8 protein-coding genes and 1 pseudogene are annotated in these 12,820 nt (G+C 39.3%); 6 read left to right on the top strand and 3 right to left on the bottom strand.

Annotation, left to right across the window (positions count from 1 at the left end; all coding sequences use genetic code 11):
• Positions 1-936: 936 nt before the first annotated feature.
• Together ASJ81_RS03995 and ASJ81_RS04000 are read left to right on the top strand one after the other, a co-directional pair.
• Positions 937-3,468: a DUF3344 domain-containing protein gene (locus ASJ81_RS03995; RefSeq protein ID WP_245859770.1), complete on the top strand. Its 2,532-nt coding sequence runs from the start codon at positions 937-939 to the stop codon at positions 3,466-3,468.
• Positions 3,469-3,852: 384 nt separating this feature from the next.
• Complete coding sequence (locus ASJ81_RS04000; protein ID WP_095643356.1) at positions 3,853-4,677, top strand: alkaline phosphatase family protein; 825 nt, start codon at positions 3,853-3,855, stop codon at positions 4,675-4,677.
• Between the two features lie 96 nt (positions 4,678-4,773).
• On the opposite strand, the gene ASJ81_RS04005 is transcribed toward ASJ81_RS04000, so the two are convergent.
• The 3 genes from ASJ81_RS04005 to ASJ81_RS04015 all read right to left on the bottom strand — a co-directional run bounded on the left by ASJ81_RS04005 (position 4,774) and on the right by ASJ81_RS04015 (position 6,905).
• Positions 4,774-5,394, bottom strand: coding sequence for a hypothetical protein (locus ASJ81_RS04005; RefSeq protein WP_095643357.1), 621 nt, complete (start codon positions 5,392-5,394; stop codon positions 4,774-4,776).
• Between the two features lie 126 nt (positions 5,395-5,520).
• Positions 5,521-5,919, bottom strand: coding sequence for an RDD family protein (locus ASJ81_RS04010; protein WP_095643358.1), 399 nt, complete (start codon positions 5,917-5,919; stop codon positions 5,521-5,523).
• A gap of 644 nt (positions 5,920-6,563) precedes the next feature.
• Positions 6,564-6,905 (bottom strand): hypothetical protein, encoded by a 342-nt coding sequence (locus ASJ81_RS04015; RefSeq protein ID WP_095643359.1) that lies wholly within the window; start codon positions 6,903-6,905, stop codon positions 6,564-6,566.
• Between the two features lie 320 nt (positions 6,906-7,225).
• Here ASJ81_RS04015 and ASJ81_RS04020 point away from each other — a divergent pair, with 320 nt between their 5' ends.
• The 4 genes and pseudogenes from ASJ81_RS04020 to ASJ81_RS04035 form a co-directional block, all read left to right on the top strand.
• The gene (locus ASJ81_RS04020; protein ID WP_095643360.1) at positions 7,226-8,362 is read left to right on the top strand and encodes a DUF373 family protein; all 1,137 of its coding nucleotides are present in this window, start codon (positions 7,226-7,228) and stop codon (positions 8,360-8,362) included.
• A gap of 88 nt (positions 8,363-8,450) precedes the next feature.
• Positions 8,451-9,227: an S-methyl-5'-thioadenosine phosphorylase gene (gene mtnP, locus ASJ81_RS04025; protein WP_095643361.1), complete on the top strand. Its 777-nt coding sequence runs from the start codon at positions 8,451-8,453 to the stop codon at positions 9,225-9,227.
• Between the two features lie 695 nt (positions 9,228-9,922).
• Positions 9,923-12,403 (top strand): DUF5814 domain-containing protein, encoded by a 2,481-nt coding sequence (locus tag ASJ81_RS04030; RefSeq protein ID WP_095643362.1) that lies wholly within the window; start codon positions 9,923-9,925, stop codon positions 12,401-12,403.
• A 102-nt stretch (positions 12,404-12,505) separates the two neighbouring features.
• A pseudogene (locus ASJ81_RS04035) lies at positions 12,506-12,790 on the top strand (DUF6444 domain-containing protein); the annotation flags it as partial.
• Positions 12,791-12,820 lie beyond the last annotated feature (30 nt).

Genomic DNA, 12,820 nt, shown 5'->3' on the forward strand with positions numbered 1-12,820 from the left:
AATATGGCAAATCGGCAAATAAATTCTACATCTGTGTACATCTGCGGAATGTAGGCTTTATTCAAACAACTTGAATTTCTACTTTACGTTCCTCTAACTTATTCCATTTTGTAAGAGAACAGTGTAATTAACTTACAGAGACTGTTAAGTAAAGGTTATAAGGACAAGATTTTCAATATTTGAGCTCATCCCAAAACCAATTTCATTCCCAAATCTATACTATTTTCATGTTTAGAAATTAGAGCAATTATTCAAAACTCAAGGTTTTGGGATAGGCTCTTTATTTCCAATTTTCAGTAATTATTGGAAAGATAAAGTAAAATGTGTTATTTAAGGATTATTATATAATATAAATTATACTTTAATGTAATAAAAATATAAATAGATATTAATCGTTCAGTCAGACTAAATCGGAACGGTAGACACTATGCATAAATTCAATAAATAAACTTGTCAAACTAAATCTTTAATCGCTAGTTAGGAGATCTGTTTTTATTTTTTTTGTTATTTAACAATTCACATATAAATTACATATATGTCAATAAAAATCTGTATTAATCGACTGATAATTAGTAAATAAATAATTACGATATACATAATATTTCACATATTATTGCATCTATAAAACATTTGGAAAGATTAATATATCTGAAAAGTTATTAACAAAATGATCATTTATCTTAAAAAGTAGTTAAAACCTGAAAAAACTTAGGAGAAAGAGTCCTAAAGATAACTGTCAAAAGGAGCCCCTCAGAAACTGGAACTATCTGACCCGTTCAGTTTGAAAACGTATTTGAGATATTTTCCTTAGAACCCAATAAAAACTACTTAGCTCTGTTTCTACAGGTAATAGTCTAGATTCCTGTTAGTTTTAACAGGAGCTACTTATTCACAGATCTCTGGAATTCTTTCTCTAATTGAAGTACAGGAGGAAGATTGACGAATAGAAAACTGATTTTGATATTGTTAACTCTAATTCTGAGTAGCGGAGTCTGCCTGGCTGATAATTATGTAGGCGGGATCCCTCTGACTTCTGTCCACAGCGGAACAGTAAGCGGAGGTGTCTATTGTGACAGCTACTACGGAACAGGAACTCAGGAAATACACACTGCTAAAACTATAGACAAGACCTTTACATTACCGGCTAACGCCAAGGTCGAATGGGCAATGTTGCTTACAACCGTATACTGCGGACACATGCAAAATAATTACCAGGGAAAAGCAACAGTAACTTTTAACGATAAAACTCTGGGAACAGAAACCCTCAACGTTCCTTATACATACATTACTAATGGAGGTAATGACGGAAAAGCATATGTCCAGGTAAACGACCATGTTGACAGGGTAACCAGTGACTACATGATGTATTATGATGTCACAAGCCTTGTAAAGTCCGGTGAAAACGAAGCTACCGTACATACTGAACCTAGTGACAATAAGTTTGATGGCCGAATAAAACTGATAACCCTTATTGTAGCTTATGACGACGGTAGCGGAAAAAAGATATGGTATCAGGTAAACCGCGGACATGATCCAGATACTTATTATGTTGATGACAATGGTGAGACTTACGTTGGGAGCACATCCTTCCAGGCAAATTTGCCATCTGATGCGTCTTTGACAGATGCAAAACTTACAGATATACACATGGCAAGTTCAGACGGATCATACATGTTCAACGGAAAAGCACTCACTTCAGACACACCTCAGGGTACTTATTGTGGGCTAGATTCATGGGATGTCAAGGACAGTTTTAAATCGACCGGCACAAACGCCCTGACCTATGACCGGACTGACGCGTTCTATAAAAATGCTCTTGCTATACTGACAGCCGAATACACTACTTCGTCTTCAGACAATGGTAGTGGAGATAATTCCTCTGACAACAATACTGGAGATAACTCCTCTGACAACAATACTGGAGACAACTCATCTGACAACAATACTGGAGATAACTCATCAGGCAACAATACTGGAGACAACTCATCAGACAACAATACTGGAGACAACTCATCAGGCAACAATACTGGAGACAACTCATCAGGCAACAATACTGGAGACAACTCTTCTGACAACAATAACGGATATACCGGAGACAAGCCTCTTGAGACTTATGCTCACGACACTGTAAAAGGCGACATTACTTATGATTACGGAGACAGCAAGTACAGTGGTAAGATATCTCCTGGCGGCACATATACAGTAAACCACAATCTGAAGCTTCCTGAAAATGCAACTGTAAAACTCGCGAGACTCTATAATTACTGGACGTGGAGTGCTACAGGCACTACCGGAGTATATCCTTCCATGAACCTGCAGTTCCAGAATAAAGCTTTGACTCCTGACGTCGAATACAGTGACCAGAAGGGGTGGGGCTCTGTATATGATTATCCAAGCGGTACCTGGGCTTATGATGTAACAGACCTTGTAAAAGGAAGTGGAAACTATACTACAGTAGTTACAAACACCAATAGTGAGACTGGGAACTTTGTCTGCTTTGATGGAATAGGTCTACTCGTGGTATATGAGGATGCTACAGGAAACGAAACCGAATACTGGATAAACGAAGGCTGTGACATGGTGAGTACGATGAGTACTTCAGGGGGTCTGACTCCTGAAGAAGCTACCGTAAAAATCCCATTCGACGGCTCCGTAAATCTCAGCAATGTAGACAACGCCAAACTCTGGACCACAGTCCAGTCTGGAGGACATGACGGTATTAGGTTGAAGTTCAATGAAATGAACGTATCCGGTGTTTATGATTCAACCCCATACTCGGATCTGGATATCGATGAAGCAAGGTCTGTCGGGAGCTATCTTCTGGCCGAAAATAACATGGCTCAGATAATTCCTCCTGATGTTACAGACAATAGTGGGGACTACCTTGCTCCCTCGAGTGCGATCCTTACCGTCAGTTATAAGGACGGAACAAACAACGATAACGGAACCAGTGATAATGGAACTAGTGATAACGGAACCAGTGATAACGGAACCAGTGAAAACGGAACCAGTGATTTCGGAACAAGTGATAACGGAACCAGTGATAACGGAACTAGTGATAACGGAACCAGTGATAATGGAACATGTGATAACGGAACCAGTTCATCTGGATCGGATTCAGCTACGGTATCACTTACTGTGAACATCACACCTGCTATTTGCTTGCAGGTCACACCGAACTCAGTCAATTTCGGAACAGTAAAACCGGGAACACCAAGCGAGTCCGTACCTTTGACCCTTAAAAACAATGGACACGGCAATATAAAAGTAAAGGCTGAAGTAGAAGACCAGGATGACGGCCCATTCGGCACAGGACTTATGCTTGACCAGAACAAATGCTCTGAATACAGTAAGACAATAGCTTCAAACACATCAGAAACCACGAAAGCCCAGCTTGATATACCGGAAAACTATTCGTCTACGGGACAGTTTAACGGAAGCCTTATCTTTTGGGCTGAAGCAGCTTAATAAGGCTGCTTTTTTATTTTTATATTTAGCAAATAATTAGGTCTTGCTTAGTACTTAGCTAACATTTGTCTTTAGTCTTTTTGCTTTTTTCTGTTTTTATGCTTACATGCGTACAAAAATTAAGTATACATAGTCAGTTTTTACATAGTCAGTTTTTACATAAGCAGTTTTTACATAAGCAGTTTTGTCACTTGGAGACTTATATTATACGCCTCGGAAATCAATTCTACGCCTTTAAAATTAATTCTACATCCTGGAAACTCATACTCTATCCAGTGAACATTCATCCCGGTCCAATATAAATATTCACAGTTATCTGGGTTTAAAACAGGAATATTGGAAAGACATATAAGCCGGCTTGCAAGATAATATATTGGAGACCATATGAAAATTTTAGAGTGCAAAACCATTGATATTGCTCCTACGATCTCAAAACTCCTGAAAATCCCTATGGTTCCGCCAACTGGGAGACCAATTCCTGAAGTCGAGAGCTACGCAAAAGAAAGAAGCTGCAAAAGATCAGTGATTATTGTGGTTGACAGTCTGGGGTATTCTCTTTATAATCATTTTTCTCCAATAATGAAGAACTTGAGTAATATCGCTGAAAAAGGGTTACTCTTCAGGTGCAAGTCCCCGGCGACAATAACCTCCCCTGCCATTGCATCAATATTTACAGGATATCTGCCAGAAGAGCATAATATCTACTCAACCATGGACATTTACACGGAAAGGACAAAAGACTCGGAAAACCCGAGACTGAAAAGCATTATGGAATGGGCTTGCAGGGCAGGTATGAAAGCGTCAGCAGTCATAGAGTCCGAAGGTGCGGAAAGTTTCAGAGGACGGATAAAAGAATATTATGGAGTCCCAAATTCCGAAGATATTCTGGATTATGACCTTAAAATAACGAACTATGCGCTACATGCCCTTAAAGAAAAACCCGATATCCTGGCAGTTCACCTCAGAACCCTTGACCGTTTTTCCCACAGGGCAGAAAGCTGGAAAGAACTGAAAAAGGCTGCAATAGCCGTGGATGAAAATCTCGGTGAGATTTACAGACATGCAGAAAAAGGAACGATTTTCTTTATCTGCGGAGATCACGCAATTCATGGGGGAAGAAAGTGGTTAAAGGATGCGCAAGGAGAAGATATCAAAAATCACAGGCAAAATTTTGTAGCCCTTATAGTAGCCTGTAATCAGGAAGTCTAAGATTCAGGAAATCTAAGATTTTAGTCTAAGATTTTATAAGCCTTTTAATCTAAGTTTTCAGTCAACCATTTTGGTCTTACCTATAAAGTTTACATGTCAGAACTTTTGCTCGACTTTAAGAACCTTAGTGAAACACCGAATTGTCCGGCTAGTGTTCTTATGCAGGATTCCGATACCTCCTGCTTCTTCCCACTCACGAATATTCTCGGAGTTATCATCAATAAGAACCCTTGCAAATCCTGATTGTAAGGCTTTTTCAGGACGGTAACAGAGAATTGCGGCTTCTGCATAAGAAGGCCCGAGTTCTTTCCTGATCCATTTGATTTTTCCTTCTCTAGCATTGATTAAGGCTTTTTTCCTCTCAGGTCCGGGAAGCGCAGAAAGGATTGTCGGACAAAGGCCCGAGCTTCTAAGAAAACCATGCAATTCTTGCCCTCCGGGCATCCAGGACATCTCTGACCAGAACTCAGTTCCTGCAGATGTGATCTTTTTCCAGAAGAGTTCTCTATCGTTATTGTACCAGAACATCATATTACCACCGAGCTTTTCACAGGCTGCGGTGAAATCCGTAAGGACTCCATCCATATCAAGGAAAAGTTTTATTTCTTCTGCGGATTCGGAAGAAAAAGAGATATCATGCGAACGGCTTGAGAGAGAACCCTCAAAGCTTACAGGTCTGTTCTGGATAAAATTGCGCTGATTGAAGGAAATAGACATAATACACTTCCCTTGATTGCTCTAGTAGAAAATGACTTCCCATTAATTATTAAGACACCATAATAAAAAAAGTATTCCTCGTAAAAAAATTGACATTTTAGATGAAAATTAGAAGAGAGAGCAGAATTAAGATCTGTCCTCCTGAACAAATACCACTGTCTTTGCAACAATATCGTGAAAAGTCTGCTTTTTTGAGGTAAAAAGAATAAGTAGAAACCCCGCAAAAAAGGGAATTACAGTAAGAATTTTCAGAATAAAACGCTTTGTTGCCTGTGTAACGGAAATTCTGTTTCCGTTGAGGTCAGTAACAATAATGTTCACAGCTTGCTTGCCCACTGTTGACTTCAGGGTTGAACTCTCCTGAAGGACAAAATAAGCCCAAATGGTAAGAAAGAACAGAGTATAGAAAAGGGTTTCATCCACGTTTTCCGTAATTAGCTCTAAAAACATAAAAAGAAAAATAACTACAGAAATATCGATTATTGAGGCTATAAGCCTCCTGGAAATGTCAGAGTATGATTGCATCGAGATCTCCCCAATATAATTTATACAGACGACGTGCTGAATAATAAAGTTAACTCGGGAAATAAAAACGTAAAGACGAAAAACATTGAAAGCACGGAGTATAAAAGCAGAAATGATTCAACGAATATGCATTAAGAAACAAAAATACTTCAATGAGTATGCATTGAGAAATGAGAAAGATTCAATGAATATACATTGAGAAGCAAAGCCGATAATAAAAAAGAAGGTTAAAAAAGTACTACTCGTCACAGAGAAAAAAAATCTTAACTTCTAATCATTATTTTGTCACTGTTGTTACTTTGATTTTGTCACTGTTGTTACTTTGGTTTTGTCACTGTTGTTACTTTGATTTTGTCACTGCTGTTACTTTGCCTTTATTTATTTATTTATTTATTTATTGACTCTGTTCCAAAATCCAGTGATTTTCGTATTTTTTAATTGAAGACCTGAGTTAGCAAGAAGAGTCCAGTTATCATCAAAATCAATATTCTACATCTAAAGACTTCAATTTTTAAGTTATGTCACAAGGATCATGACTAATTACAAAACCTAGTGATTTTGAACTTTAAATTCATCACTAGGTTTTGGTACTGAGTCTATTTATTTATTTATTTATTTATTTATTTATTTATTTATTTATTTATTTATTTTTTCTTTGAGATCGGGACTTCGATCTTATCTACCATTTTCTTTACATCAGTCTTAATCTCTGAGGCAAGTTTTTTTGCACTATCGCCAGTTGCATCAACCAGTTTTTCAACCCCTGCGGTGATGCTCTTTACCTCATCTTTTACATCAATTGATTTTATTTCTTCCGAGATAGACTTGATCTCAGTGTTTATATTCTTTGCAAGTTTAGAGGCTTCGTCTCCTGTTTTCTTTGCAAGAGTGTCAATGTCATTTCCAAGCTTTCCAACTTTTTCCTGTATTCTGCTCTTTTTTCCAGCTTCGGTCCCTTTACTTTCGTTTTCCATTGTTTGTGCCATATAAACCCCTTTTTATTTTTTATAAATATAACGGATTTCTCTCAAAAAGAGAGCCTATTTTTGTAAACATTTACTTATGGATTTTTGAAATTATAAAAGTATCTTTGGATGTGAAAATTGATGTTTAATAAACTCCTTTACGCTACAAGCTTATAAAGTATAAATTAAAATAGTATGCTTGTAAAAAGTAAAGCGATTTAACTGATTAAAAGAGTTTATGTAAAACTCCGACAGGAAGATATGAGAGCCGAATCAGGATGCCGTACATGAAAAAACAGCTCTCTGCGATAGAGTAAGCTATTGAAAGCTATAGAGGAGATATGCAGACCTTAGTTATATGCATAGACAGAGATAACGATCTGGGCGAAAAAGCAAAACTCGAAACCCCGATAGTAGGACGGGAGGCAAATGTTCAGGCTGCCGTCGCACTTGGGATCGCAGACCCGGAGGATTCTGACACAAATACGATTTTCGGTGGAATCAAGATTCTTGATGAGTTGCGGGCAAAAGGAACTGATGCTGAGATAGTTTCTTTTGCAGGAGACAAAAATGTTGGAGTGATCTCGGACCAGAAAATTGCCGAGCAGCTTGAAACATTCCTCAATGTGAATGATGTGCAGAGAGCAATATTCGTCTCGGACGGGGCAGAAGACGAAACACTTGTACCTATTGTCCAATCCCGTATGAGAATTGACTCCGTGAAAAGAATCGTAATAATGCAGAGCCAGAATCTGGAAAGTACTTACTATATCCTGAAACATGTCTTCAGTGACCCGAAAATCTCCCAGACTTTCTTTGTACCTTTAGGGCTTGCTTTTCTCATTTATGCAATATTTTTGCTTGCAGATTATCCCGACGGTGCAGTTGTGGGAATTCTTGCAGCTGTAGGGTTTTATATGTTATACAGAGGTTTTGGACTGGACGATCTTGTTGCTCTTGAAAAAGAAAAGCTTTGGGACGCTTTTCTTGAACAGAGAATGGTTTTTATCAGCTATACGGCTGCTCTGCTTACAACTCTTGTAGCAACTGCATACGGAGCTACGGAAGTATGGAAGCTTTACTCGGCAGACGGAGTATGGTATCAAGGGATCCTTACGCTTGTCTCAGTATTCATTAATGCTTCAGTCTGGTGGTATGCAGGAGCCATATTGCTTGCCAATTTTGGAAAAATCTTTGATTTAAGGATGGAAAATAAGCCCATTTATAAAAACGTTGCAATTTCTTTATTTGTGATCGCAACAGGGCTGCTTTTCTGGGGTGCAAGTACATACATTTTAGCGACAGCTTCCCTTTCGAAAGGTGCTACAAATGACGCAACCCTCGCCCTCCAGTACTTTGTGTATTCGGTTGCAGTTGCTATTCTTATTGCCCTTGCAGGCATAAAATACAGTGTATCAAACCAGATCTCCGAAAACGAAGAGAAAGGAAGAGGCAGAAGAAAGAAAAAACTTGCCTGACGCAAGCGGTCTGCAAAAGAATTTAAGGCTAAACAAGGCTGGACTAACGGAAAATAAGGTAATAATAAAACCACTTGGAAGATGAAAAATGGAAAAAGTAGATGAAAACGTTGAGATAGCGGTGCTAGGTGGCGTTGGTTTTAACTCATATCAGGAATTCGAAAGCCAGTCAATACATACTCCATATGGAGAAGTCACAGCTTATCTTACTACTATAAGAGGGAAAACAGTTGCAGTAATCCCCAGGCATGCCGGAGAAAATCATATTCCTCCTCACAGGATTAATTACAGAGCCAATATTTGGGTTGTGCATTCAGTCGGAGCAAAACGTGTAATCTCCACGAACTCCGTAGGCTCAATGAGAGGACATCCGGTGGGCAGCTTTGTAGTACTTGATGATTTCATAGACTTTACCCGAAACCGACCTTCTACCTTTTATGATGACAGAACCGTACATGTCGATGTATCTGAACCTTACTGCCCTGAGATCAGGACAGCTCTTAGAGACGCTCTGGAAAAACAGGGACTGCCCTATACCGAAGGAATTTATGCCTGTACGGAAGGTCCGCGTTTTGAGACCAGGGCCGAAATCCGCATGATGAGTCAATTTGCAGATGTCGTGGGCATGACCGGTGTACCTGAAGTGAACCTTGCAAAAGAACTCAGCCTCTGTTACGCTTCTCTTGCTGTTATCACAAATCAGGCCTGCGGAATGACCACACAGAAACTGACAGCTGATGAAGTCACTGATGTTGTGGGAAAAGCTCAGGACGCAATCTTTGAGATTATTTCGGATACTATAGAAAACATTCCGAAAACTCGAAACTGCGGATGCAGATTTGCAAAGGAAGGAGCCTGTTTGTGAATTACATCTGAGCTAAAGATCAATGAATCTATGCTTCTTCCTTAAAACCGTACTTAAAGACTAAACAGGATAGTTGCTTCTGTATGAATAAATTTCATGTTGCATACTTTCGAATAATAACTTTATAAAAACACTTTCATCAAATACTTCTATTAAACACTTTCTTGATACCGTTTTCCCATAATTTCTTGCCCAAATAGTTCTTAAAATAATCTTCCTAAATAGCATATTCAGCAGTATCGAGATATAGCCAACATCGGACAATTTTATTAATATAATAATTAAGTGATAAAATATTTATATAATAATGACCATAAGATGAGGTTGCAAAGAAGATAAAGGATAGACTTGGAAGGTAAGAAGGTGTGCTCAGGAAGAGTAAAAGAAAAAACATTGCGCACTGTAAAATACTCTAAATATAAATATTACTTAGAGTTCAAGTAATAACTTTAATGGAACTTAATAAACTAAACATAATCCATTACATTTAAACAAAATATAATAAGATTGGGCAGAATCCCACAAACTCGAATAAACCTTGACATATTGAATAAGTTTTACCTGTAAATACAAAACTATGTTGTTCGAAATTAAGAAAAGAACAGAATATTGACTTTTAAAATTTAAACTTTAAAAGGAAATTTGCAGGTTTTCAAGGGAAGCTTACATATATCATTTATATATCAGGATAAAGAATCATGCTCTGGGTCCTAGGTTACGCTGAAAAATCAAAGATAAGAGTTATGGCTATAAAGGACCGAATGAAACAGCCGCTTTATATGGCCGAGCTCCTCATAAAAGATAGTTACAAAGGGCCGCGCCCTCTTAAAATCAGGCTCCTTGCCGGCAAGAAAAAGGAAGAATTCATCCCTCCACAACAATTTATAGAGCTACTGCGCAGTGCAAACCGAATAATGCTCGCAGAGGGAGGAGATCCTGCAAATGAGGCTGCTTTTCTGGAAATGCTTGAAGGTTTTCAACTTAAAGCTGATAAAGTAAAAATTTGTAAACATTGTTGGATAAACGGACGTTTCAACTTTATAAACAGTAAATCCATCAAGTATAATAACGAACTAATCTGTCTGGATTGTGCAAAAGAAGAACTTTTACGTGCAGTCCGCTCAGCTGGTGTGCAATATGGGGAAAAATCCATAGATTTCCTGGAACAGGTGCTCTCAAAAACCCGAGACCTTGACAGGACTATCCGGATGCTGAGCCCTGAAAGGCTGGACCCTGAGTTCACACGTTACGATACTATAAGGACAAATCCCGACAGTGCTACAGTCAGGGTAAAAAGCCTACCTCTTCAAAAGAAATTTAAGGATATACTGCTTGAGAAATCCGAGACCCTGCTGCCTGTCCAGGCATTATCGATAGAAGCAGGACTTCTGGAAGGAAAAAACCAGTTTGTAGTCTCGGCAACAGCAACCGGAAAGACCCTTATAGGGGAGATGGCAGGAATCCAGAACCTTCTTAACAAAAAAGGAAAAATGCTCTATCTCGTTCCCCTGGTTGCACTTGCAAACCAGAAGTACGACCAGTTCAAAGAACGTTATTCAAAACTCGGGCTCACAACTTCCATAAAGATCGGTGCAATTCTCATAAAAACTTCTCAACGCGTGAAGATGCAGACCAGCCCTGGTGCGGATATCATAGTAGGAACTTACGAGGGCATAGACCACATGCTTCGGTCGGGAAACGCTGATTTTCTTGGTAAAATCGGAACTGTAGTAGTGGACGAAGTCCATATTCTCGAAGACCAGGAGAGAGGTCACAGGCTGGACGGACTTATTGGAAGGCTGAGGTATGTAGCACCCGAAGCTCAATTCATCTATCTCTCTGCAACCGTTGCAAATCCAGCAGGTTATGCGAAGAAACTCGGAGCCCAGCTTGTCCGTTACGAGCACAGGCCGGTTCCTATTGACAGGCACCTTCTTTTCTGCCAGGAAAACGAAAAGGCAAAGTTGATTTCCCAGTTTGCTAAAGAAGAATATTCAATGCTCTCTTCCAAAAAGCATAGGGGGCAGACAATTGTATTTACAAACTCCCGTCGAAACTGCCACAAGCTTGCAGGAGCCCTTTCGATTCATGCGGCACCTTACCATGCCGGGCTTTCCCAGTATGAGAGAAAGAAAGTCGAAACTCGCTTTGCAAAAGGAGAACTCCCAGTAATTGTAACTACGGCTGCTCTTGCGGCTGGAGTGGATTTTCCGGCTTCCCAGGTGATTTTTGAGTCTTTGGCAATGGGAATAGATTGGATTTCAGTCCAGGACTTTCTGCAGATGAGCGGCAGGGCAGGAAGACCTGACTACCATGATAGAGGAGTTGTTGTGCTTATGCCCGTGCCTGGAAAATCGTACTCAGGTTCACAGTCCGATACCGAAGAAGAGGTTGCAATTAAACTACTCCAGGGAGAAATGTTATCAGCAGGCGTACATTACGGAGAAGCCGAACAGCTCGAGGAAGTACTTGCATCGGTTGCAGTCACCTCTTCAGTGCAGGATCTAAAAATGATCCATAACCAGATGTTTGGAAGCTACGACCTGGATAAATTGATTCTGCGCCTTCAAAGCTATCGTTTTGTGGAAAGAAAAGGAAACCGAATAACGCTTACGCGTTTTGGAAAAATTATAGCAGCTCATTTCCTTCAGGTATCGAAAGCTTTTCTGATTAGGGATGCAGTACTTGGAGAGAACGAAGCCCTGAAGATTGCAACGAACCTGGAGTTTTTTGATGCAGCGTATTTCAAGTATGCAAATCAGATAGGAAGCTCACTGCATGTAAATATGCCTTCAAGGATTTTTCAGGGAGCTACACTTGACATAATTTTTGACGGGGAATCCCTTTCCCAGCTTGATGCAAAAATTCAGGGACTTCTGCTGGATTTTGCTTCGGACTTTTTAACCTGTAAATGCAAAGATTCGCCTTACTGTGGCTGCGCAGAACAGAAGTTTTCGGAAAAAATAGTCAAGCTGCGTACAGAAGGACTTGAACCTGGACAGATTGTAAAGAAACTTGAAGACAAGTATGGGATTTCAGCCTATCAGGGTGATGTCTTCGGGTACCTGGACAATGCTGTCCGAAACCTTGACGCCGTAGAACTTATAGCAAAGGTACACTCTAAAAAGGGAGTTGCAGAAGAAGCGAAAAAGCTTAAAAAGAAAGTTCAGGGTTAAGATATCAAAAACGTTTGTTACTATTCAGGTAGCCTTTTTAGGGCTACACAATTTTTCCTCTTTTCGAGGAAAAATTGGATTTACAATGAGTTATTTCTATCTTTGATGAAACGTGAAGAGATTCTTGCTCTGTGTACTTCAAATCCTGAAGTTATTGCAACTTACATTGAGAGTCTTGAATCTCAAATAAAACAGCTTAGTGAAAAATTGCAAGTTTTAGAATCTCGCTTAAATCAAAATAGCAGAAACAGCAGTAAACCTCCTTCTACTGATTTTTTTGTCAAAGGAAAACCTAATCCCAAGAGTCTCCGTAAAAAGAGCGAAAAGAACCCTGGAGGTCAAGAAGGTCATCCAGGAACAACTCTTAAAATGGTTGATAATCCTGATTAGGTAATAGAGCATTCTTTGAACTGCTGC

The sequence above is a fragment of the Methanosarcina spelaei genome, from assembly GCF_002287235.1.
Taxonomy (GTDB): Archaea; Halobacteriota; Methanosarcinia; order Methanosarcinales; family Methanosarcinaceae; genus Methanosarcina; species Methanosarcina spelaei.